18 protein-coding genes, 6 pseudogenes and 1 other annotated feature are annotated in these 23,093 nt (G+C 58.8%); of the genes and pseudogenes, 13 read left to right on the top strand and 11 right to left on the bottom strand.

Annotated elements, in window-relative coordinates:
* The first annotated feature begins 1 nt into the window (after position 1).
* The 3 genes and pseudogenes from dinB (at position 2) to ShzoTeo12_RS27845 (ending at position 2,073) form a co-directional block, all read left to right on the top strand.
* Entirely contained in the window at positions 2 to 1,123 is a 1,122-nt protein-coding gene (gene dinB / locus ShzoTeo12_RS27855) for a DNA polymerase IV (RefSeq protein WP_318914469.1), read from the top strand.
* Positions 1,124 to 1,226: 103 nt separating this feature from the next.
* Positions 1,227 to 1,816, top strand: a pseudogene (locus ShzoTeo12_RS27850) (SOS response-associated peptidase family protein).
* Positions 1,816 to 2,073 carry a hypothetical protein gene (locus ShzoTeo12_RS27845; protein WP_318914468.1) on the top strand — a complete coding sequence of 86 codons (258 nt, stop codon included), beginning with the start codon at positions 1,816 to 1,818 and terminating at the stop codon, positions 2,071 to 2,073. The pseudogene ShzoTeo12_RS27850 and the gene ShzoTeo12_RS27845 overlap by 1 nt, the downstream one beginning before the upstream one ends.
* A gap of 116 nt (positions 2,074 to 2,189) precedes the next feature.
* Here ShzoTeo12_RS27845 and ShzoTeo12_RS27840 read toward each other — a convergent pair whose 3' ends face one another.
* Entirely contained in the window at positions 2,190 to 2,441 is a 252-nt protein-coding gene (locus tag ShzoTeo12_RS27840) for a hypothetical protein (protein WP_318914467.1), read from the bottom strand.
* 181 nt (positions 2,442 to 2,622) lie between these two features.
* Here ShzoTeo12_RS27840 and xth point away from each other — a divergent pair.
* Positions 2,623 to 3,418, top strand: a pseudogene (gene xth, locus ShzoTeo12_RS27835) (exodeoxyribonuclease III).
* A 213-nt stretch (positions 3,419 to 3,631) separates the two neighbouring features.
* Here the strand turns inward: xth and ShzoTeo12_RS27830 are convergent.
* On the bottom strand, positions 3,632 to 4,591 hold the full coding sequence (locus ShzoTeo12_RS27830) for a DMT family transporter (RefSeq protein WP_318914578.1): 960 nt from the start codon (positions 4,589 to 4,591) through the stop codon (positions 3,632 to 3,634).
* An 83-nt stretch (positions 4,592 to 4,674) separates the two neighbouring features.
* Here ShzoTeo12_RS27830 and ShzoTeo12_RS27825 point away from each other — a divergent pair.
* The 4 genes and pseudogenes from ShzoTeo12_RS27825 to ShzoTeo12_RS27810 form a co-directional block, all read left to right on the top strand.
* Positions 4,675 to 5,121, top strand: a pseudogene (locus ShzoTeo12_RS27825) (LysR family transcriptional regulator); the annotation flags it as partial.
* A 210-nt stretch (positions 5,122 to 5,331) separates the two neighbouring features.
* A complete protein-coding gene (gene istA / locus ShzoTeo12_RS27820; protein ID WP_318914581.1) occupies positions 5,332 to 6,807 on the top strand; it encodes an IS21 family transposase in 1,476 nt (491 codons plus the stop codon).
* Positions 6,804 to 7,697, top strand: coding sequence for an IS21-like element ISRel5 family helper ATPase IstB (gene istB, locus ShzoTeo12_RS27815; RefSeq protein ID WP_145643850.1), 894 nt, complete (start codon positions 6,804 to 6,806; stop codon positions 7,695 to 7,697). Before istA ends, istB begins: the two co-directional genes overlap by 4 nt.
* Before the next feature lie 37 nt (positions 7,698 to 7,734).
* Positions 7,735 to 8,178, top strand: a complete 444-nt coding sequence (locus ShzoTeo12_RS27810) for a LysR substrate-binding domain-containing protein (protein WP_318914577.1) — start codon at positions 7,735 to 7,737, stop codon at positions 8,176 to 8,178.
* 291 nt (positions 8,179 to 8,469) lie between these two features.
* Here ShzoTeo12_RS27810 and ShzoTeo12_RS27805 read toward each other — a convergent pair whose 3' ends face one another.
* The 6 genes from ShzoTeo12_RS27805 to ShzoTeo12_RS27780 form a co-directional block, all read right to left on the bottom strand.
* A complete protein-coding gene (locus ShzoTeo12_RS27805) occupies positions 8,470 to 9,636 on the bottom strand; it encodes an IS110-like element ISRel9 family transposase (protein ID WP_306032263.1) in 1,167 nt (388 codons plus the stop codon).
* A 246-nt stretch (positions 9,637 to 9,882) separates the two neighbouring features.
* Positions 9,883 to 10,611 carry a glutamine ABC transporter ATP-binding protein GlnQ gene (glnQ, locus tag ShzoTeo12_RS27800; protein ID WP_318914576.1) on the bottom strand — a complete coding sequence of 243 codons (729 nt, stop codon included), beginning with the start codon at positions 10,609 to 10,611 and terminating at the stop codon, positions 9,883 to 9,885.
* Positions 10,608 to 11,264 carry an ABC transporter permease subunit gene (locus ShzoTeo12_RS27795; protein ID WP_318914575.1) on the bottom strand — a complete coding sequence of 219 codons (657 nt, stop codon included), beginning with the start codon at positions 11,262 to 11,264 and terminating at the stop codon, positions 10,608 to 10,610. Before ShzoTeo12_RS27795 ends, glnQ begins: the two co-directional genes overlap by 4 nt.
* Positions 11,265 to 11,421: 157 nt before the next feature.
* Positions 11,422 to 12,153 (bottom strand): transporter substrate-binding domain-containing protein, encoded by a 732-nt coding sequence (locus ShzoTeo12_RS27790; RefSeq protein WP_318914574.1) that lies wholly within the window; start codon positions 12,151 to 12,153, stop codon positions 11,422 to 11,424.
* Between the two features lie 389 nt (positions 12,154 to 12,542).
* Positions 12,543 to 13,688: an amidohydrolase family protein gene (locus tag ShzoTeo12_RS27785; protein WP_318914573.1), complete on the bottom strand. Its 1,146-nt coding sequence runs from the start codon at positions 13,686 to 13,688 to the stop codon at positions 12,543 to 12,545.
* A gap of 85 nt (positions 13,689 to 13,773) precedes the next feature.
* Positions 13,774 to 14,352 (bottom strand): amino acid synthesis family protein, encoded by a 579-nt coding sequence (locus ShzoTeo12_RS27780; protein WP_318914572.1) that lies wholly within the window; start codon positions 14,350 to 14,352, stop codon positions 13,774 to 13,776.
* Positions 14,353 to 14,656: 304 nt separating this feature from the next.
* On the opposite strand from ShzoTeo12_RS27780, the pseudogene ShzoTeo12_RS27775 reads away from it, so the two are divergent.
* The 5 genes and pseudogenes from ShzoTeo12_RS27775 to ShzoTeo12_RS27755 form a co-directional block, all read left to right on the top strand.
* Positions 14,657 to 14,934, top strand: a pseudogene (locus ShzoTeo12_RS27775) (transposase); the annotation flags it as partial.
* Between the two features lie 161 nt (positions 14,935 to 15,095).
* Positions 15,096 to 15,194, top strand: a pseudogene (locus ShzoTeo12_RS28365) (IS110 family transposase); the annotation flags it as partial.
* 120 nt (positions 15,195 to 15,314) lie between these two features.
* Positions 15,315 to 15,370: a sequence feature (sul1 is cis-regulatory element that is thought to sense ions involved in sulfur or methionine metabolism; They are found in Alphaproteobacteria), on the top strand.
* A 75-nt stretch (positions 15,371 to 15,445) separates the two neighbouring features.
* Positions 15,446 to 15,982 (top strand): annotated as a pseudogene (locus ShzoTeo12_RS27765) (SulP family inorganic anion transporter); the annotation flags it as partial.
* Between the two features lie 260 nt (positions 15,983 to 16,242).
* On the top strand, positions 16,243 to 17,259 hold the full coding sequence (locus ShzoTeo12_RS27760) for a tyrosine-type recombinase/integrase (protein WP_318914570.1): 1,017 nt from the start codon (positions 16,243 to 16,245) through the stop codon (positions 17,257 to 17,259).
* Between the two features lie 179 nt (positions 17,260 to 17,438).
* Positions 17,439 to 18,565, top strand: a protein-coding gene (locus ShzoTeo12_RS27755; RefSeq protein ID WP_413251210.1) for an IS3 family transposase whose coding sequence is annotated in 2 segments (ribosomal slippage) — positions 17,439 to 17,667 and positions 17,667 to 18,565 — 1,128 coding nt in all. Because the reading frame shifts where the segments join, the coding sequence is not laid out codon by codon here.
* A 448-nt stretch (positions 18,566 to 19,013) separates the two neighbouring features.
* Here ShzoTeo12_RS27755 and ShzoTeo12_RS27750 read toward each other — a convergent pair.
* From ShzoTeo12_RS27750 to ShzoTeo12_RS27740, 3 genes are read right to left on the bottom strand one after another with little or no spacing between them, the layout of a single operon-like run.
* Complete coding sequence (locus ShzoTeo12_RS27750; protein WP_318914568.1) at positions 19,014 to 20,066, bottom strand: PfkB family carbohydrate kinase; 1,053 nt, start codon at positions 20,064 to 20,066, stop codon at positions 19,014 to 19,016.
* On the bottom strand, positions 20,063 to 21,172 hold the full coding sequence (locus ShzoTeo12_RS27745) for a hypothetical protein (protein WP_318914567.1): 1,110 nt from the start codon (positions 21,170 to 21,172) through the stop codon (positions 20,063 to 20,065). Before ShzoTeo12_RS27745 ends, ShzoTeo12_RS27750 begins: the two co-directional genes overlap by 4 nt.
* Positions 21,172 to 23,091, bottom strand: a complete 1,920-nt coding sequence (locus tag ShzoTeo12_RS27740; RefSeq protein WP_318914566.1) for a hypothetical protein — start codon at positions 23,089 to 23,091, stop codon at positions 21,172 to 21,174. Before ShzoTeo12_RS27740 ends, ShzoTeo12_RS27745 begins: the two co-directional genes overlap by 1 nt.
* Positions 23,092 to 23,093 lie beyond the last annotated feature (2 nt).

The following is a 23,093-nucleotide window of genomic DNA, read 5'->3' as shown; positions in this document are numbered from 1 at the left end:
GATGCAGCACGCCACGCCGATCGACATGATGGAGCAGAAACCGGACCAGGAGGAGCGGGTCCGGCGCATCATCCATGTCGACATGGATGCGTTTTATGCCTCCGTCGAACAACGCGATAATCCCGAGCTGCGGGGCAAACCCGTTGCTGTCGGCGGCGCGGCCGCCCGCGGCGTGGTGGCGGCGGCGAGCTATGAGGCGCGGGAATTCGGTGTGAGATCCGCACTTCCGTCGATCACCGCCAAGCGGCGCTGCCCGGATCTGATCTTCGTTCCGCCGCGCTTCGACGTTTATCGTGCCGTCTCATCGCAGATCCATGCGATCTTCGCCGAGCATACTGATCTGATCGAGCCATTGTCGCTCGACGAGGCCTATCTCGATGTCACGGCCAACAAGCAGGGCATTCCGATCGCGACGGAGATCGCCACCAGGATCCGCGCCCGCATCAAGGACGTCACCGGGCTCAACGGCTCGGCCGGGATTTCCTATTGCAAGTTTCTCGCCAAGATGGCGAGCGACCTGAACAAGCCCAACGGTCAGGCTGTCATCACGCCGAAGAACGGACCGGCCTTTGTGGAGGGGCTCGCTGTCAAGAAATTCCATGGCGTGGGGCCAGCGACCGCCGCGAAGATGGAGCGGCTCGGCATATTGACCGGCGCGGACCTGAAGGCACAGTCCCTCGCATTTCTTCAGCAGCATTTCGGCAAGTCGGGCGCCTGGTACTACGACATCGCACGCGGTATCGATCATCGGTCGGTCCAGCCGGATCGGCCGCGCAAGTCAGTGGGTGTCGAAGATACGTTTACGGTCGATATCTTTGACCGGGATGCCGCCCGCGCGGAAATCACGCCGCTCGCTGCGGAGGTCTGGCGCCGTAGCGAAAGCAAGGGCCTCCATGGCCGCACGGTGACGCTGAAGGTGACATACGCCGATTTCCAGAAAATCACCCGCAGCCGAACATCGATCGCGCCGTTCGCGGCGGCAGATGAACTCGAAGCCGCGGCTCGCGCGCTTCTCGACCCGTTGTTCCCGTCCGCGAAGGGGATTCGTCTGCTCGGGGTGACACTCTCGTCTTTTATCGACGACGATGAAAACGAGGCAGTCCAGTTTACGCTTCAGATTTAGATGATCGCGCATGATCCTGGTTCGACATGTCGAAATCCGCCCCGGCCGCCTTACATTGCCATCGGATCGGATAGAGATGCTGACGCAGTCGGCCGAAGGAACCATGTGCAACGATTACCGCCTGATGGTCGATGTGGCCTCGATCATTGAGGAGTTTGAGCACCTCAAAATCAAGATCCGGTTTCCGGAGGGACGCCCCAATATCGAGGCGCGCGAGGATATCAGGATCACCGATACCGCGCCGATCGTTCGTACAGCCGCTGGCGAGCGTGGGGTCGGCGAGTTGGTGCAGCGCCGATGGTGTTGGCCGAGCCCGACCAAGAAGCCGGTCTATAATTTCAGGTCGGAGGACCGCGAGTTCAATTCGAACCGGGTCCTCGTCATTGCTGACGCCTTCTTCGAATTCACAACGCCAGAGGATCCGAAAAAGAAGCGGAAAAACAAATGGATGTTCAGGAAGGCCGGCGAGCCGATCTTCGCGATCGCGGCATCTGGCGTGAGACGGAGGAGGTTGGCGAAGCCTTCACCATGCTGACCATGGAGCCCGGTCTCGATATCGCGCCCTACCACGACCGGCAGATCGTCATTCTAGAGCGTGAAGCCTGGGCGGACTGGCTTGACTCTTCGGTTTCGGCAAAATCGCTGATCAAGCCGCTTCCGGCTGGTTCACTTTCCGTGGAGCAGGTCGGCTGATGCGCTTTTCTTTCCCGCATAGTCACGCCTTCCCAGGCGGCGAGGCCCGCGTCGAGGATGCCGAGGCTGCAGAGGGCATGTGCGTGGTCGAGTTCTGCGACGGCATCGCAATGATCGGCGAGTGGCATCCGGAAGCGGACGACATTCATCTATTAGTCCCGGCCTATCGCACCGCTCGCGGCACGGATGTCGATGCACGCCGCTGGCGGCTCGTCAGAGACAAGGCTGGAACCTGGCGTTCGCGGCGATCCGTGTGACCGCATCCTGCGGCGACCCCTCCCCGAAATGACGAAAGGCGTTCGACCCTTTCGGGGAGCGCCCTTCCGACCCGGACGACTGCGAACGCGCGACGGGTATCGTCACTGCAGGCAGTTCATCGATGACGGGCAGTGAGCGATAGATGGGGAAAGGCTTCCGGCAAATCAAGACCGTCGGGGTTACAGGCCACCTGCAGCGGTGTATCGAGGCACACATCGCAGATGCCGCACCCGTCAGCGTCCATCGCTTGGTCCGTTCTTCCGCAACAGATGCAGGACGCAGCCTGTCGAGCAGCCTTGGCGCACCGGCGCGGCAGAATGAATTCGGTCGTGTCGTCAAAAAGAATATCGATGGGAATTGTCTTCATCACAGGCGTCTCCAACGATCTTGAGCACAGATAGGAGCGCTCAAAATCTTTGCAATGGCAGGTAAAGACGCCCAGCGAGATCGTTTTGTCGCACACTTGCCTAGCGCTCCAAAGGCGCGGGGAACCTTTGAATTTCCGGGACGGTTGTCCCTCGGACTATCGGTACACCCGGAGCAGCTTCGTGAAAATCGCCACCTACAACGTCAACGGCATCAACGGCCGACTTCCCGTCCTTCTGCGACGGCTGGAAGAAGACGTGCCCGACATCGTCTGCCTGCAAGAACTCAAATCGCCGGAACAGCACTTTCCCCGGCGCGAACTCCAGCACGCAGGCTACGAGGCCGTTTGGCGTGGGCAGAGGGCAGAGGGCAGAGGGCAGGAACGGTGTCGCGATCCTCGCCAGGGAGGCAATCCCTATCCTGACGCGTCGCGGCCTGCCCGGCGATTTCGACGACAGCCACAGCCGCTATATCGAAGCCGCCGTCGACAGCATCCTGATCGCCTGCCTGTATCTGCCGAACGGCAATCCGGCGCCCGGTCCCAAATTCGACTATAAGCTGCGCTGGTTCGAGCAGCTGCAGACCTACGCGGCCGACCTTCTGGCCCTCAATCTTCCCGTGGCGCTGATCGGGGATTTCAACGTCATGCCGACAAATCTCGACGTCTATGCACCGGAGCGCTGGCGCGACGCCGCATTGTTCCGCCCCGATTTCAGGGCAGCCTATGCGGACCTTCTCACCCAGGGCTGGACCGACGCCGTCCGCCAGCTGCATCCGAAGGAACGAATCTATACCTTCTGGAAATACTGGCGGAATTCCTTCGAACGCGACGCGGGCCTGCATATCGACCATCTTCTCCTCAGCCCGACGCTGGCGCCGTGGCTTCGGAAGGCGAGCGTGCGCTGTGGCCCACGGGGCTGGGAGCACACCAGCGACTATGCACCGGTCATGATCGAGATAGAGCCACCATCGGATTGAGGTCAGGCCGATAGAGCTGCGCCGCCAGGCGCTCGGCGCATCCTTCAAGGTGCGCAGGCTCTCCCAGAACCCGCCAGCCTTCGCGCACGTGACATAGGCGCGGCCAAGCAGGTGGAGCTTTTACCCCTCGGAAGGGTGGCCAGCGCATGTGGAAACCCATGCGACCCCGAGACCAGATGGTCGGACACGGAAGGTATCGACGCTTCAACGGCGTCAGATGCGGTCAGCGGCCTCAGCGGACGGCATCGGCTTTGCGCCCTTCACAGACCAAATCGCCACGCCCATCAGGACGAGTCCGAGGATCTGGATGGGTGAAAGCCTGTGGTCATAGACCTGCCAATCAATGATGAAAGCCGTCATGGGATAGACGAACTGGAGGACGGCGATGCGGCCTGTGCTGAGACGCGCGAAGCCCGCATACATGACTGCATAGGCCAGCCCCGTATGGATCGCGCCGAGGCCGACCAGCCAGGTGATCGAATGCCATCCATCGGGCCAACCGTAGACCGCCGGCCACCAGAGCGTGAACGCTGAGCCGACCAGGCATTGCCACCAGGAAAGGGCAAAGGAGCTTACGGACTTCAGGATTTTTGCCAGAAGCGGCACGCCGGCATAGACGAAGGACCCCGCAAGACTGAGCAGAAGACCCGTCACGTAGGAAGAGTTGAGCGTCGCAGCACCGGTCATTCCATCAAACAGACCCGTCGTAAGAACCAGACCGGCAAAGGCCAGAAGTGCCGCGACGATCTGCGCCGACGAAACGTTCTCACGCAACAGCCAGGCACCCAGAGCCATGGTCCAGAACGGTTGGATATGGAAGACGACCGTGGAGACGCCGATTGAGGTTTTTGGGATCGCCGCGAAATGAAGTGCCCAGCTCAGCGTCATGAGAAAGCCGGTCGCCACCGCGCCGAGAAGGTCGGCCCCGCGCAGGCGGAGTTCCGGTAGGCGGCGGGTCAGGGCACCCCAGACCAAAAGCGAGAGGCAGCCGAAGGCGCAGCGGAACGCCACGGTGGTGATAGGATCTTCCGCCGCCTGTATGACGAAGACGCCCATCGTGGCGAGGATCAGGCCACCTAGTACGACCAGAAGAGTGCCTTGCCGCTCGCGCGCGGCGTTCTGCGTGATCAAAAGGGGGGATATGGTGGCAGGTGAAAGTTCATGTGCGCTCATGGCAGGATAATGCCGTCTGCCCAATATCCTGAAAAGCGAATATCTGTTACGATAGACATTCGATTATCGAATGGATAGACACCATGCAGGACCTTCAGATCGACTGGCTGCGCGCCTTCGTCGCCGTTGTCGATACCGGCTCGATCACCGCTGCGGCGCGGCAGGTTTCCCGATCCCAGTCGGCGGTGAGCATGCAGTTAAAGAAGCTAGAGGACTGCGTCGGCCACGCGCTTCTGAACCGCGGGCCACGCCACCTGTCGCTCACGCCGGCAGGCTTCGACCTTCTGGCCTACGCGCGGCAGCTGGTAGAGCTGCACGGTCGGGCGCAGATCGCCATGCGGGGATCATCCGTCTCCGGCAAGGTCGCGCTCGGTGTGCCGGACGATTATGTTTCGAGCTATTTCGCTCCCCTGCTGCGGACGTTTGCCAGCCGCTTCAACGAAGTCGAGATTTCTGTCGTCTGCGAGCCGTCGAGTTCGCTTCTGCCCAGACTCGACCGGGGTGATCTGGACCTTGCGCTGGTGACACGCGTGCTTAGCGGCAATCTAGGTAAGATTCAGCGTCAATCAGGATGAGACTCGCGCCGGGGTGTGACGGAGTGAGGGCGTAGCCCGATCGTAGTCATACCCCGGCGTGGCGCAGATTTTCGGCGTCTCAAGATCGCGGTCGGTTCGGTACATTTGCGGTTTTCTGTGTTGGAGAACCAGTTTGTGCCGGGTCGCCATGTAACCGATCATCAGATGAGACTCTTCATGAAGTATCGACAAACGCATTCCGTCGAGGTCGCCGCAGCGAAAGCGTCGATCAGCCGAGCCACGGCATACCGCCTCGATAAGGAGGTACAACTACCATCTCAGAGCAAAGCGCCGCGTGGACGCCGCCGCCCTGATCCCTTGGAGCCAATATTCGAGACTGAGGTCATCCCGCTGCTGAAGGCCGCACCCGGCATCCGTGCTGTCGCCGTCTACAACGAGATGCTGCGCCGACATCCAGAGCTTTCTGAAGGCATCCGCCGTACGCTTGAGCGACGCATCCGGTCGTGGCGTGCGGTCCATGGTGAAGCGCAGGAGGTCATCTTCCGCCAGACGCACGAGCCAGGCCGGCTGGGCCTTTCGGATTTCACCGACGCTAGCGGTCTTGGCGTGACGGTCGCTGGCCAGCCGCTTGATCACCTGTTCTATCACTTCCGGCTCGTCTGGTCGGGCTTCGAACATGCCCATGTCATTCTCGGCGGGGAAAGCTTTGTCGCGCTAGCTGAGGGGCTTCAAAATGCCCTGTGGTCCGTGGGCGGTACGCCGCTCTATCACCGCAGCGACAGCCTGTCGGCGGCATTCCGCAACCTCGACGCCGACGCCAAGGTCGATCTCACACACCGTTACGACCAGCTTTGCTCTCATTACCGGATGACCCCGACGCGCAACAACAAGGGCGTCGCGCATGAGAACGGCTCGATCGAAAGCTCCCATGGTCATCTCAAAAATGCCGTTCATGATGCCCTGCTAATGCGGGGGACCAAGGAGTTCGACGATCTCGGTTCTTACCGCGCCTTTGTCGACGAGATCGTTAGTCGTCGCAACGCTGCCCATGGTAAGCGTATCGATGCAGAGCGATCCCATCTGCAGGCACTGCCAGAGCGCCGGACCACGGACTTCGAAGAGATTGTCGTTACGGTGTCCCGGACGGGCGGCTTCACCTTACGCAAGGTCTTTTATACCGTGCCGTCCCGCTTGATCGGCCACAGGCTACGAGTTCGCCTGTTCGACGATCGGCTGGATGTCTTTGTTGGCGGTACGCACCTGATGACGTTGCGCCGTGGACGCGGCCATGCTGACGGCCGGCATGACCAGGTCGTCAACTATCACCACGTCATCCATTCCCTGCGCAAAAAGCCGATGGCGCTCCGCGGCCTTGTTTATCGCGACAAGCTCTTCCCGCGTCAGGAATACCGCAAGGCCTTCGAAGCCCTGACTGAGCATCTTCCCGACAAGCAGGCTTGCAAGATCACCGTCGAACTCCTGGCGCTGGCACATGATCGCGGATGCGAGCGCGAACTTGCCGAAGAATTGGCCAGGACCCTGGACGCCGGCGATTTACCGGATCTGGTCGTCATGCAAACGCTCTTCGGCCCGGATCCAGCCAAGCTGCCGACCGTTCATGTGCAGCTCGCATCGCTCAACGGCTATGAGGCCTTGATCGGGACGGGAGAAGCCGCATGAAGAACGCTCACGTGATCGATGAAGCGCGGCTTGGCATCATGCTCAACGAACTTCGGCTTCCGACGATCAAAACGCTGTGGCCGCAATTTGCCGAGCAGGCGGACCGGGAAGGATGGCCAGCAGCTCGCTTCCTGTCGGCTATTGCCGAGCATGAGCTGGCAGAACGTGCCAATCGCAGGATTGAACGCCATCTTGCCGAAGCGCACCTGCCGCCCGGAAAGACTTTGGACAGCTTCGCCTTTGACGCTGTTCCCATGATCTCGAAGGCGCAGGTTATGGCAATTACCGCCGGCGATAGTTGGCTCGCCAAGGGAGCCAACATCCTCATGTTTGGTCCGCCCGGCGGAGGAAAGAGCCATCTCGCTGCCGCTATCGGCCTGGCCCTGATCGAGAACGGATGGCGGGTCCTGTTCACTCGGACCACCGATCTCGTGCAGAAGCTCCAGGTCGCCCGCCGGGAACTGCAGCTCGAATCCGCCATCGACAAACTCAACAAGTACGACCTGCTCATCCTCGATGATCTCGCCTACGTGACCAAGGATCAGGCGGAAACGAGCGTGCTGTTCGAGCTGATCTCGGCGCGATACGAGCATAGATCGATCCTGATCACCGCCAACCAGCCGTTTGGGGAGTGGAACCGGGTCTTTCCCGATCCTGCCATGACGCTCGCAGCGGTCGACCGGCTTGTACACCATGCCACGATCTTCGAGATGAATGTAGAGAGTTACCGCCGCAGAACCGCGCTCGAGGAAAAGCGTCAACGGGGGCGACCGGCTTCGTTTGCGACAATCAGAACCTCAACGCTGTCTGTCGCGGAGCGGCAATCAGAAAACGACGAAGAACTTGTCAGCGACAATCAGCGTGATAACTTGATCCCGACCGCGACCTAAGAATCTCATCCAGATTGTCGCCCGCGTCTCATCCTGATTGCCGCGCTATACACGCGACACGGCCGCGCGGGGCGCGCCCGACCGCGGCATCTTTCTCTTCCACGAGCCGCTGGTATGGGTGGCGTCGGACCAGCACGAAGCCTGGCGGCGCGACCCGCTGCCGCTGGCGCTGCACGAACTGGGCAACCGCTTCCGCTCGGAGGTTCTGGCGGGCATCGCGGCACTCGGCCGGAACTACCGCGTGGTCTACGGATCGGCCAACATCACCGGACAGCTGGCAATCGTCGAAGCCGGGCTAGCCGTCGCCGCGCTGGCCAAATCCAGTGCGCCCAGCCATTTCAAACTTTTGGATGCGAAACACGGCCTGCCGGACCTGCCGAGGATGGAGGTGGCGCTGGTGCGCAGCAGGGACGCTAAGCGTTCACGGGCGGTTGATGCCATGCAGAATGAGATCCTGCAGGTCCTTGGCGAGACAGCCTAGTCTGAGCAGCAAGATCAATCATCGTTTCATAGCGTGCCCCTTCGATTTCGCATCGAACCCATGGTCTGAGCCACCTTGCTTGACGCGGCACGTTTCCGTCACCGGTTCAAACTCACATACGGTCGCCGTTTTGTCCGGCAGCACCATTATCCCGCTTGCGTAGCGGCAAGGCTCAGGAGAACGGGACCAATCTAAAGCGCGGCATTTGAAGCCCGACTTTGAGGCGGTTCGCTCACCTGGATCCGCCAGGAGTGATCAGTCCTGGAAGATTCGTGTGTTCGGCAATTTTCGTCAGGCGGTCTTCATGACAGCCCCCTCGATGACAACACCCGCAGTGACAAACTTCCACAGCGCGATAAGGAGTTTGCGCGCCAGGGCAACTATCGCGGCTTTCCTTAAGCGTCCACCATTCGACTGAACCCGATCCACAAACCAACGGCTGAGCGCTGATGCTGGCTGATTGCGTAGCCACAACCAAGACAGTTGAATCATCGTGGTGCGCAGCCGAGGGTTTCCTGCCTTTGAGACACCCTGTTCGTGGTCGATGGTCCCGCTCATCCATGGAGTTGGTGTCAAACCTGCATAGGCGGCAATCTGCCGCCTATTATCAAAATGCCGGGACAGGGCTTCGGTCCAAAGAACAGCGGCAAATTCAGCGCCAACACCCTTCAAGGACAGCAGCATCGCTGCGGGCGAGGTTGCTTCAACCGCTGGCTGCTCGTCCATCGATAGGAGAGAATTACGCTCGCTCTCCACTGCAGCGATCTGTTCTAGCAGCAACTCGAGACGGTCGAGTTCGCGATTGATTTGAGCCCTCAGGTGTTTCGGTAACTCGCGCCCATCTCCGGTCTGGAGCTCCTCCAGCCGCTGACGGCGATCTTTACGGAGCGGTTGATAGCCGCTGACGCCTTGAGCAAAGAGTAGCCCCTTCACGCGATTGACATGCCTGACCCGCTCAGCAATCAAAACTTTGCGTTCCCGGCAAATCCGGCGCCGATCTTCGTCCTTCGGATCTGGCGCTCTAACCATCGCACATACGCGTGGCTCGCCGCGCTTGAACGCGAGCAATGTGCGCGTCAGAGCCTCTCCATCGATCTTGTCGGTCTTGGCACGCCGACGTCGACGGGAAGTCGCGATCGAAGCTGCGTCGACGACGTAACTCTCGATGCCGTGAGCCTCCAGCACGCGGTGTATCCAGAAGCCGTCCAATCCTGCCTCTTGGATCGTCACGATGGGAAATAACTTCCCTGTTCTCAGCCGTGCCTTCAGTTGTAGCTGCTCAAATCGATCCAGCAGCTCGGCTACATTGCCACCGGCCACTACATGCTTCGACATCTTCTCGCCGTTGCCTGGCGACAACGAAGTGATCAACCAGGTCGATCGGCTCAATTCCAATGACACAAAAATTGCGCCAAGATCAGTGCGGACAGCGGTCGGATGAATGGATGCAGGTTCCATAAACTGCTCCTCCTGAGCGAGTGTTTTGATGCAACCTCACTCTGCCAGAGCGGCGGCCGCTGTTCACTCCTCATGGGATCTAAAGCCGAAAAAAGACAAACAATCCGCGCCCGCAGGCCCTGCGCTAAATGGAGAGCTCCAGGCTTACGCGCGCTAGCCCGACCCCTCCAGAAGGAGGGGTTCCTTTGGGGGCCGATACGGGGTCCCGTTACAACGCCGATTGACAGCGGGTTTTTCAGCAGCGTGTTAGAGGATATGTTGAAGAAAATTTGCTAAGCGCTCGCTGGGCGGGGCACTGAGCAGTGTCTTGGGGTCGCCGTCGTGAAGGATCGTGCCCCGATCCATGAATAGCAGGCGCGATCCGACATCGCGCGCAAATCCAATCTCGTGGGTGACGACGACCATGGTCATACCCTCTTCCGCGAGTGTGCGCATCACCTGCAGCACTTCATGGCGCAATTCGGGGTCAAGGGCTGAAGTCGGCTCGTCGAATAGCATCAGGCGCGGTTTGATGGCGAGTGCGCGCGCGATGGCGACCCGCTGTTGCTGCCCCCCTGACAACTGGGATGGACGGTGACCGCCACGCTCTTCGAGCCCCACCTTCCGGAGCAAGTCTTGCGCCAATTCGCGTGCTTCTGCGCGCGAGACGCCCCTGGCCTTTATCGGGCCGAACATCACATTTTCAAGAGCGGTCAGATGCGGAAACAGATTGAACTGCTGAAACACCATGCCCGCTTCGAGCCGGATCTGGCGTATATCCCGCCTGCTGCCCCTCACGCTGATACCATCGACGACCAGATCGCCTTCATTGATGGTTTCGAGCACGTTGATACAGCGCAAGAGCGTCGATTTTCCCGATCCGGAAGGCCCCACCAGAAAGACGATTTCGCCCGGATCAATCGAAAGGTTGATCCCCTTGAGGACTTGGAAGTCGCCGAAGCGTTTCACGACATCGGAGAATTGCACCATGCTCATGAAATTCTAACCTTCTGCTCGACCCAACGGAGGCTGTAGCTCAAGACGCTCAATATGATCAGATAGATGGCGGCCACAGTGAACCAGATTTCGACCGCCCGGTAATTCTGTGTCATGATCTCCTGGCCAGTTCTGGTCAGTTCCGCCACCCCGATCACGATCAGCAGCGACGTATCCTTGACTCCGATGATGAACTGGTTTCCCAGCGCTGGGATCATGCCACGAAAGGCGACGGGAGCGATTATGGAGGAAATCACCTTGTGAAGCGGCAGACCCATCGCCAGCCCAGCTTCCTTGAGACCTTTCGGCACCGCGAGGAACCCACCCCGCACGATTTCGGCCAGATACGCCGCCGAATTGGCGATGAGCGCGATGAGGCCGGCAGTCGTGGCCGAAAGACGGATGCCCATCAGCATGGGAAGAGCAAAATAGAAAAACATGATCTGCACCACCAGGGGCGTACCGCGGATCAGGCCAATATAGAGTTGGGCGATGACGGAAAGATAGCTGGGTGCAAAGGCTCGAATCACGCCGAGGAGTGTCCCGAGTGCCATTCCGAAAAAGATTGCCAGCACAGAAAGCCAGACCGTCGTTCCTGCCGCGCGGAGCAGCGCGGGCAACGACTGTACAACTGTTGCCCAGTCGAAAAGCATCACTTCGTCCTTTGTTGAGGGTTAGCACGGGTCAACTCACTCGGGCCGGAAAGCTTTGGGCGCACGGCCCGAGCGAAATTTTGCCGTGGCCGTAGAGGAAATTCGTCAGATCGCGACAGCATCGCGAACTCCCCTACTGTCCGGCTTCTGAACGGGGTTAGCTCTTGCCGAACCACTTAACGAGCAGCGCGTTGTAGCGGCCGTCTTTGCGCATCTTGGCGAGACTCTCATTCACCTTCGTGACCAGTTCGCTACCCTTGGGGAAAGCGATGGCGACGTCCGACTGGTCGCCGATGGTCTCATCGAGTACGCGCGCATTGCTTGCACCGTCGGTGTTGGCATAATAGGCGAGCGTAGGATAGTCATAGATGACGGCATCGACACGCCCGGCCTGGAATTCCAGGAAACTGTTTGTCAGGTTCGGAAACAGCCTCATGGTGGCATTGGGCAGATTTTTAGAAATCCAGTCCGCAGCCTCGCCACCGGTAACGGTGGCGATGGACTTGTCCGCCAAGTCGGCAACGGTCTGAATAGATGTGTCGTCCTTATGCGCCAGCACACCATAAGCAGACACATAATAGGTGTCAGAAAAGTCGATAACCTGCTTACGCGCGTCGTTGACGAACATGCTAGCCAGCGCGGCATCAATATTACCGGTTTGCAGCGCGGGGATCATCGCCCCGAAATCCATCGAGACGACTTCATACTTCACCCCGATATCCTTGGCGATCTCGGCCCAGAGATCCAGATCGAAGCCAATATGCTTACCATCCTGGATAAAGCCGAATGGCTGCAAATCGCTCAGAAAGGCGACCGTGGCGTCCTGAGCCTGAACGTTCGACAGGCTTAGGACACCTGCGAATACCGCGGCTGACAAATATTTCAACATGGCTTTGTTCCCTCTATATGTTGATTGGATGCACTTCCGAAACGGTCAATGCGAACTCTTCCGTTCGGCACTCATTGCTTCACCCGCCACAGGATTTCCCCTCTGAGTTACTGCCTCCTTAGGAAGCTACCCGTGTGGCGGATGTACCACCGCTTCCGCGGCAGACCTTGAGATCTAGACAGTCCTCCCGAAGCGCCCCTCCCTCCGTCGACATTATCGAGACACTCAAGACTCAGCCTTAATGTAAGACAATTTTATTGTCAACACGATGTAGCTGCCTCTCGATTCAGCGGCGGGGATAAGGTCTTCATGAGGAACACGACAGCAATCACCGCACACGATCAAGCGAGCCGAGACGATATTCATTTCAGTTGTCAGAACCAGCGCGATCAGTGGCTCGTCGCGCTGAAATCCTGGACGATATTGCTCCGCGCCACGCTAACGCGGCGCATGGTTTCCGGCGTATTTCGGCTGCGCCCGACGAAGCGCGGAACTCCGTCGGTTATCACGGCCCCGATTGCCGGCACATCGCCGTTCCGCAGGCTCGACAGGGCGTCCGATTTGCTGCCGCCCATGCAGGAGTCGATCAGGACAATATCGGCGTCACGCCCACTCGCGATGATGCCGTTGTTCAGCCGATAGGCGATTGCATTGTTGCCGGTAGCAGCCGCGATGGCGATTTCGGGCGGCAGATTGCCCAGAGAAGTTAGATGGCTGATCGTATAGAGCATGCCAAGTGGCATGATTCCGCTGCCGGTAGGGGTATCGGTAGCGATAAGCAGCCGATCCAAGCGGCCGGCAGCCGCGAGGAGGTCTGAGACGAGAAGCGTGGTACGCAGGTTCCCCGCGGTGCAGACCTGCAAGGCCATCTCCGACTCATTGACCAGACGCGTGAAATCCTCATCCGGCATGGCGATGGGGCCACCGTTGACGTGGTAGGAAATATCGGGTCGGATTTTTAGCAGGTGATCCGCCCATATACCCGATGAGCCAGGGATCGAGGAGCCACCGGTATGGACCATCGAGACCATGCCGTGTTCTCGTGCCAATTTGACTAATGGAGCGTAGTCATAGGGCGTCTGGAAGGCACCGAAACCGGCCTTGACCATCCACACGCCGGCCGCCGTCAGTTCGGCGAAATCAGCATCGACAAGACCGGGCTCTAGGATCAGTGAGCCGGCATGAACCCGCATACCGCCGGGCCTGTAGGTCTGAAAGCACTTAGAAGCTGCCACGGCGAGGGCCTTGATGCCGGTAACATCCTTGGGACGGCCTGGCACATGGACCTCGGAGGCACTGATCGCCGTCGTCACCCCACCATGGACATAGCTCTCCAAAAACCCGACGGTCTTCTGTCTGGGTGTGTAGTCACCGAAGGTGACATGCACATGAGAATCAATGAGGCCGGGAATGGCAATGGTGCCATTGGCGTCAATGACCACGTCGCACCCCCTCACACTGTCCGCCTCGCCCGTGCCCACCGATTCTATCCGGCCATCCGCCGAAATGATCGTGTCCCCGTCGATGAAGGGCATTGTCATATCGCCGGTCAGAATCTGCCCTATATTTACAATCGCCGTCCGCATCGCGCACCTCAAGCCTCTGTCATTGTGTTATCGTCTACCGGCTCCTAGCCGACACTTCCTCATGCGTCAGGCCGCCAACGCGCGCATTGATACGCCCGCCACTGACAAGGCAGAAGATGATCGCTACTTCGTCGGGCATGGGCGTCCCCTGCAATGTAATGGTCATCCCCTCATAATGGGACCGAACATAGACATCATCCTTGTGGTTCATAGGGATGTCGATCGTAGCGCCCGGCGAAACCACCTTCTGCATCGACGATATCCAGGCCTCGCCACCTCCGATCGCCTCTCGGATGGGGTTGGCGAACACGGTGGTGAGCAAGGCATTGGCGTGCTCTTGCTCGCCGCCGAGGCCTACCAGCCCGCCTTTTCCATAGCCTTGAGCCGTGTATTCGCCGAGCGCGGCCAACGCCATTTCGCCCATGCGCCGACCCAGTTCGACGCTGCCCTTGGTCAGAGGCGACAAATCTTTTACGAAGCCGGCGGCTGCGTAGGGATTCTCGAGCACCGTGACCACAGCCACCTTCCGCACGGGGACCGGTGCAAGCTGGCCTGCGTCTTCGAACTTGTCCTCAACAATCGTGTATGTCCGGCGGATGCGCAGGTTTTCCATGTGTTTGTATCTCCCAAACTCTATGCCTGAGACAGCATAATCATTTGTCTTACATTCTGTCAATCTTAGTTGATGCAAAGCAGACAAAATTATCTATGGGTTCCGCAAAAGAGGAGCTCGTCAAGAACGACCGCCATGGATTTCCGTGTATCGCCGCGCAGCAGACAGTGGAGAAACTTCGCCAAGCCATCACTACAGGCGTATTCAAGCCTGGCGAACGGCTTCTAGGCTCAGGACCCATTGATTTGAAGAAATGGCTGTGATTCAGACGGGCGTGCAGGAGCCTGACTGATGAGTAATTTGTTATGGTCGCCAGCGCGTTGATGATCGACGCGTTCTGAGCGGCATCATCTTCGTCAACCGCAACGGGCTCAGGTGGTGCGATGCGCCGAAGGAGTATGGCCCGGCGAAGACGCTTTATAACCGCTGGAAACGCTGGGCGACAAGGGCATCACGCCCTCCATTCCGGGTCGGAAATCCCGCAACAAGACTATCAAATACGACAAACGTCACTACAAACGGCGCAACCGGATCGAAATCATGTTCGGGCGTCTCAAAGACTGGCGGCGTGTCGCCACGCGATAAGACAGGTGCCCAATGGCCTTCCTCTCCGCCATCGCTCTCGCTGCAACCGTTATCTTCTGACTCTGATCAACGAGATGGGGTGGTTGCCGCCCTCCCTGACGGCATCAAGATGTGCCAGCGTAGTTTTGGTTCAAGCTACGAAGGAGAGAACGGCAACCATGAGTATCGATACGATGATTGGTGTGGATCTGGCAAAATCCGTTTTCCAGGTTCACGGGGCGTCGATGAACGGCGAGGTTCAGTTTCAACGTAAGCTGTCACAGCGTAAGCGGTGTCACACCCGCACCTTGACGCCGCGTTCTATGTTTTGTGGCGGGCGGGTTCAGACCGAGACGTAATTGCAAAACTGGACTGCGTGAGCTACTTAGCGTCATCCACAAGGACCCGGTGAGACTCCGGGTGGCTCTTCTGGCCGCCGATCCGCCAGACAACACAGCAACGCAACCTATTCCATTTTCGAGGACCGAGTTTTGCTCGGCCCGTTGCCTCAACTGTGAAAAAACCTCCCATGCGAACTCTTTCAAACTACCGTCAGGAGTGGTTCTCCAACATCCGTGGCGACGTGCTCTCGGGCATCGTCGTCGCCCTCGCGCTCATCCCGGAAGCAATTGGCTTCTCCGTGATCGCAGGCGTCGATCCGAAGGTTGGCCTCTACGCCTCCTTCGCAATCGCTTGCGTGGCTGCCTTCGTGGGCGGTCGGCCGGGGATGATCTCTGCCGCCACGGCGGCGACCGCCGTTGTCATGATCTCGTTGGTCAAGGAGCACGGTCTTCAGTATCTGTTCGCCGCCACCATCCTGATGGGCATCATCCAGATCGTCGCGGGATGGCTGAGGCTTGGCCGCGTGATGCGCTTTGTCTCCCGCTCGGTCATCACGGGCTTCGTCAACGCACTTGCGATCCTGATCTTCATGGCCCAGTTGCCCGAACTTATCGGGGTTCCGACGCTCACCTACGTGATGATCGCTGGCGGCCTCGCTATCATCTACCTCTTTCCATACGTGACCAAGGCTACCCACGCTGCGTCCGAAGCTATTCGCAAACTCCTGCGCCGCCTCGATATCAAGCCAGTGCAGGGGCGCGTAGGAGCGCGCCCATATGAGTTTCGGCATGCGTTCGCGGTTCACCGCCTGACGGCATGGGCCCAGGAAGGTGCTGACATTCACGCCAAGCTCCCCTGGCTTTCGGCCTATCTCGGGCACCAGAACGTCATTGGCACCGAGGTCTATCTGAAGGCGACGCCGCAACTCCTGGAACTCGCGAGCACACGCTTCGAACAACATATGCGACACGCCAGGCAGCCACGATGAGTAAGGTCGGACCTCAGATGCTGTTCGCTCTGGTGGAGTCGTTCTTCTCCAACTATTTGCCGCGTCAGCGCGGCGCCAGCCCACATACGACGCGCGCCTATCGCGACACGCTCAAGCTGCTGTTTCAGTTCGTTGCCCAGCGTCGTGGCCGCGAGGCCGCCGCGCTTGTGCTGGAGGATCTCGACGCCGACACCGTCGCTGGGTTCCTCGATCATCTCGAGGACGGAAGATCCAACTCCACCGCGACGCGCAACTGCCGCCGTGCCGCACTTCGCAGCTTCTTCAAGCACCTCTTGCGCAACGATCTCGACAATGCGCTCCGTTACACGCAGGTGTTGGCGCTCCCGTCGAAGCGGGCGAGGCAGAAGCCCGCAACCTATCTCGAAGCAACCGACGTGCGGGCCATCATCTCCCATCCCGATCGGCGGACCCGCAGCGGCTGGCGCGATTACACGCTGCTGCTTTTCCTCTATAATTGCGGCGCCAGAGTGAGCGAAGCAACCGGCCTGCTATGGCAGGACCTTCAACTGACGCCACCGCACCAAGCCCGATTGCGTGGTAAGGGCCGCAAGGAGCGGCTCGTTCCGCTATGGCGCGAGACGGCCGACGCGTTGCGGCGCCTGCAAAACCTGTCGGGCGCTGCGGGCCAGCAGCATGTTTTCATGAACCGTCACGGCCAACCGCTGACCCGCGATGGAGCTGCATACATCCTTACCAAGCATGCCTCGCCAGTCGTCCAAGATCGACCCAGGCTGGCTCGGGACCGCATCACTCCTCACGTTTTCCGCCACAGCTGCGCCGTCGCGCTCCTGCAGTCGGGCACCGACGTGACGGTGATCCGCGATTATCTTGGGCATTCCAGCATCGCGACCACGAACCGGTATATCTCGACGAACCTGAAGATGAAGAGCGATGCGCTACAGAACTTTTGGAAGCACGCCGGCATCGAACCCGCGAAGACAACGCCTTGGAAGCCAAAGCCGGATCTGCTTTCCTACCTCCGGTCCTTATAATTTTATCACGAGCTCCACGCTGACCCTTTCCGCCGATCCCAGACGTCAGAATCGCGTGGCCCCAGATAAAACGTTGCTCTGGATAATGAGCCCAACAATAGGCAAGCTGAATGTTTGGACTGAATAGCCCCAAGATTTGTAGACGCCTTCTTTCCTAATTTTGAGGCAAGAAGAGCATCATGAGCAAATCGAATTTCAGCGAAGAGTTTAAGCGTGACGCGGTTCGCCAGATCACGGAGCGAGGCTATCCGGTTGCTGAGGTTTCTCAGCGCCTCGGTGTGAGCCAGCATTCCCTATATGAATGGAAGAAGAAGTTTGCTGCGTCGAACGGCAAAGACAACGACGAGGCTGAGGAGATCAGGAGGCTGAAGAAGGAACTGGCTCGCGTCACCGAGGAGCGAGACATCCTAAAAAAAGCGGCCGCGTATTTCGCCAGGGATGCAAAGTGAAGTACGCGTTCATTGCTCTGCATCGCTTGCAGTTTTCGGTGCGGACGATGTGCCGCCTTCTGCGGGTTCACCCGAGTGGATTTTACACTTGGCTGAAGAACCCGCTGAGCAGGCGAGCCAACGAGGACAAGCGACAGACCGATCTGCTCCTGAAGGCATGGGAAGAGAGCGGCAAGGTCTACGGTTATCGCAAGCTGCACGACGACCTTCTCGATCAGGGAGAGATGTGCTGCCCGAACCGGGTCGCGCGCCTGACGCGTCTCGCCGGGATCAAGGCGCAGATCGGCTACAAACGTCGTCCCGGCGTCTATGGCGGCAGGCCTGCCGTCGCTATCGACAACACACTCGACCGGCAATTTGACGTCGCGGCTCCGGACAAGGCCTGGGTCACGGACATCACCTACATCCGAACCTGCGAGGGCTTCGCTTACCTTGCGGTCGTCATCGACCTCTATTCTCGCCGGGTCATCGGCTGGGCGATGCAGAGCCGACAGACCACGGACGTCGTATTGCAGGCTCTGCTCATGGCGGTGTGGAGGCGAAAGCCGAAGGACAAAGTGCTGATTCATTCGGATCAGGGTTCGCAGTTCACCAGCATGGACTGGGCCTCGTTCCTCAGGCACCACAATCTGGTTCACTCGATGAGCCGACGCGGCAACTGCCATGACAATGCGGTCGCCGAGAGCTTCTTCAATCTTCTGAAGCGGGAGAGGATACGTCGCAGGGTCTACCGCTCTCGCGATGAAGCTCGCCAGGACGTATTCGACTACATCGAAATGTTCTACAACCCGAAACGCAAGCACGTCAGAAACGGAATGCTGTCGCCCGTCGAGTTCGAGAGGCAGCAGAAAATCTAACCCGGGGGTGTCTACGAAACTCGGGGCTATTCAGGCTAAACCAGCTGGAGCAGCGGATCCCGCCGCCTGAGTTCAAGAACCCACCGAAGTTGAGACCGGTAACGTCTCTGGGGTCGAATACGCAAGCGCTGTCCCTTTTGGACAAGTCGGGCAATTTCGGCTCGTTTGCACCCAGTTCTGGCATTCGGCTGCTGAGCTGACTGTTCCCATTCAAGCAATCCTGGAAGGTGATCGAACGGCCGAAATGCGGGTGCGAAGAGGCCGTTGAGCGCAGTATCGCTATTGTCTGCAACTGGGCCGGTACCCGAACTACCAATTCCCTAAAAGCTCTTGAAGGGATCCGAACCCACGACCGTGGTATTAATGTCCGCACGAAAATCGTGAATACGCGCGCATGCCGCACCATCGCTCTATCGCACGAGTGAGTAGCGATCCCACGCGGGAAGTCTTACGCTGCAGAAATCTCGCGGGGGCATGCTGGGCATGCAACAGAGGTCTCGCTGCTTTGCGGCCGTTCAACAATGCGAAGCACCGGCTTTCCAGACTGAATCGCATCGATCTGTCGCGCAAACTCTTGCCGGTCCAAGGCATACATCCCACCGCGAGCGCCTTCAAAGCCGCAATTCCAAGCAGCGAGAGCTTGCCCATATCGCAAAGCGTTTTCGAGATCAGCTTCACCCATCTGCTTCAGCCCCTGGATACCCGCTGATGCCGCATTCATCAAAAATCCAGCCGTACACCAGTCCCCAGAACCACAGGTGTCTACTAGCCGAGGGGCGGGCACGGCAGCGAGGTTCGTCCAGTCAGAAGACGCGCCAGCTAAACGATGCCGATATCGAAGTCCCTGCGAACCCAGTGTTTGGATCTCAAGTAGCGTCGCCCGATCGCCCGTCATAGCGCCACCGGCGTCAGATAGTCGCTGATCAGAGTACTTGACGACGTGAGCAATTTGGAGCGCCTCTTCGAATAGCTTCTCATCGGACTTTCCCGAAGGCTCGAAGACGACAACGGCACCAGAGCGTGCCGCCTCAGCCGCGAGAGAGATCGCCGCGCGAGATACACGATCAAGGAAGAAGACGGACGAATTGGAAATTGCAGGAAGAATGCCTTCGATAGAATTCTGCGTGACTGGACGGTAGCTTGGCAGACGTTCACCACAATGGGGGCATGTCCAGAGAAAACGATGCGTCGGGGATCCATCGCGCGCGCGCTTTATCTGCTGTATGATGATTGGCGTATGACCCGTCGGGGCGCAGTCCGTGAAATCGAGATGAACTCCCCATCGGGCGAGATCAACACGGACCCGTTCCGAAGCAGGGTCACCGTTCATACGGGCGATCGGATAGGCGTCCCAGCCAAGATAGCTCATGATCGCAAGGATGTTGCCGCAGGTACCACCGGTCCAAGAATGGACTGGCGCATGACTGTCGATGCCAATAACCAGATCGAGTGCGATCAGGCCTGTACCAAAAATGCTGGGCTTTTCGGTCAAGGTGGTCATTGATTCAGTCCTTTCTTCAGCCTGGGGCGCGGCTGCGGGTAAACGTCTCCCTCCAACCAGACATGAATGAGATGCGGCGCCGGCAGAGAACGTTCCGCCGACGCTTTGAAATCATACCCTATCGACTCAAGGTAAGCGACTGGTAAATCCCTTTCCAAGGCGGCCATCAGCGCTCCTAGCGACATGACCTTCGTACCGAGCGGGGATAGAATAAGGATTGAACCGCCAGCATCGCGAAACACTGGTTTGCGTAGATCGTCTAGACGAAGGATCGTTCGGTAGAGGTGCAATGGGTCCTGCTCATCCGCATAAACGACATCGCGGGCATCGACCTTCCAGGCGCTTTCGAACTCAACCATATATTCCTCAGCGAGCATATCGCCCAACCGAGGGTCACGGGCCGGAAACGGCAAGATTGGGCATGTATCATGGGGAACGACGAAGTCATGGACACGCGAAAGCGCCTGCCGCCTCCCCTTCGCGAGCTGAGGTAGCCACAGTTTGGCTGCATTGGCCGCAGCGTCAAGCGTGAGTCCACCCTTAAAACCGTGAACATAGCCGGGCGCATCGCCTGCGATAGAGGAGATTTGGGAATCGAGACTAGGGTCGTGCGCTACGAACAAATGGAGGTTCTTCGGTCCCCTTCCTCGATCGATGAGTTCAACGAAGTACCGAATAAGAGGAAATGCGGTACCAACGGAAAGTGCGCTGATATCGACGACGACATCAGTCACAGACGCCATATCTTGACGAGATGCGGCCGCGGCGACATTCCTCCCTCCGACAACCGCGCCGTCAGCGCCAAAAATCTCGATCGGGACGATTTCGTGATTGGGTATAGCGGACTTCAGCCGCTCGATGTTCGCCTCGGCACGGCGCGTCAACTCGCCGTCTGGATTCGGTCTGCTCTCACGTACGAACAACGCTTTGAGGTCAGCGCCACCAGTTGCTAACCGGTCCACGACCTGGGTTGCTCTCGGATCAAATCCGGCCCCAGCAATCAGCAACGTCTTACGATGCGCCTCTGGAAAATATTCGGCAACGAAGCGCTCGGCTTCGATGCCATCATGCGAGACACACGGGTCCCATCGCCAATCTCGAGCCATCACGGAGCCTCTTCAGTCAAACGCACGAGGTCCTCGACACGCCGCTCCAGAAAGCCGCCCCTCTTCAGCGTCAGGCCGTTTCGGATCAGCAAGACGCCTGACAGCTCCACTAGGCACCAGTTGCGGTTTTTCGTGCTATGATTGGGGATCAGCACAAAGGCATTGTACGCAACTCCGAACTGCAGCACCTTCGCCAAGTCCGGGTACAGTTTCGGGATCTGGTCGAAGTCTTCTTGGGGAATCCCGAAAGCGTTGGCGCCCCCGTTCAACGGGGCATTCCCCTCAAGGCTCTTGACGACGCACTGATCAGCGATGCCCTGAGACAGCCGCCTAACCAGATGATGAAGCGGGAAATCCCAACCGCGTATCATCTCGTCGGCCCGTTCTCTCAACAGATTGTGCTGGACCTGGCTCGATAGCGTCGGCGACTTCGACCGAATGAGCTGAGTCTCTGATTGCGCAACGAGCCGCGCAGCCAAGTGGAGAAACTGCTCGGCGTTTTCGGAACTTGCGTCACACAGCGCATCGATACCGTAATAGTAGGGGCGATCAAACTGATGGAGGAGATGAATCCTCGCGCCGTCGGCCACTGCTGCGCCTGCGGTCAACGGCTTCGAGGGCTCCATATCCACTTCCGGTTCATCTTCGAAAAGACCGCGCTGAGGCGTTCTGTTCGCGTAGCGCTCCAGTAGGATGGAGAGCAGCGAGAGCTTCATATCCTCGGAGTTCTCCGCGCCCTTCTCGAGATAGTCGCCAACTTCGCGCTCAAGAATTGTCCGACGTTCGGCGGTAATTGAGTATCGTCGCTGGGTTGCAGCAACCTTCTTCGCCAGTTTCTCCACCTTGGACGGCGCCAACGTGTCGACGTGAGTTGAAAGCAGATCACCAAGCGTATTGAGACCCCTCCGATTGAAGACTTCCATTTGGCTGAGATATCGGCCGGCCATATCCTTTGCCATTTTGCGGAATGCGCGACGCTGGTTGGCGCGGCCCTCGCTGCTTTGCATCCAGATGGTCGTCACCTCTCTGGCGAGCTTCAACCCAGGTTCATCCTCCTCGAAAACATTCTGCCCTTCGATTAAAACATCAGCCGGGGCGAGTGCATCCAAGCGGGTAAGGATCCATCGTGCAACGCGAAGCTCCCGACGGGCGAGCCATCTCTGGAGCGCCAAAAGCTGGCTAGGGTGCAGGTAGTGGGCGTCATCGAATACGACGAGGGGCGTGAGCTGAAGGAGGTCATTTCCGTCCTTCACGCTAAACGCGTCAATGACATCCAGTGGCCGATAAGCGGTTGCAGCGGCGTTCTGTTCAACCTCATCAATGTCCGGAGGCACCAGTGCCGCGGAAATCTCATAGATCGCAGTTTCCATCTCACGCGCTCGCCGCTGTAGGCCGACACCATTGGCTCCCCCGATCGCTTCAAGTGCGGCTTCCGCATCAGGTCGTGCAACAATGTCAATGTCTTCCAACGCAATGCCGGCGGCCTGCGCATCTCGGAGCCAGGCGAGAACGGCGCGCGCCTGAAGGAGCGCCACGGTAAGGGAGGCCTTCAGCGTGTCCGGATAGGGGAACTCCCAGAATTCCCGATACTCGCTCTCAAGCGAAATTCTGCACCCAATTACAGCAGGTTGCCCGTCCGCGATCGCACGACAGGCAGAAAGTCCATCAATGAGATTCTTATAGGTTTCAAATCCACGGTTTCGCAGAAGGATCCGCAGCGTCGAATATTTGAAGAGTCGCGCTAGTGTGGTCTTGCCACTCCCGGGCGTTCCAATCACCATCGCAAGGCGGTCGTAGAGCCTCCCCTCCTGGGCTGGCTTCTCGAAGAACGTCGAAAGAGGTTCCGGCGTCACGACTGCCAGAAACGCCTCGTCCTGCTGGAGATACTCCGTTGCGCGTTTCTCAAACGGGTTTACCAAAT

The sequence above is a fragment of the Shinella zoogloeoides genome, assembly GCF_033705735.1.
GTDB classification, from domain to species: Bacteria; Pseudomonadota; Alphaproteobacteria; order Rhizobiales; family Rhizobiaceae; genus Shinella; species Shinella zoogloeoides_A.
Note: the sequence above shows the minus strand (reverse complement) of the source record. Positions and strands in the feature narration are given on the sequence as shown.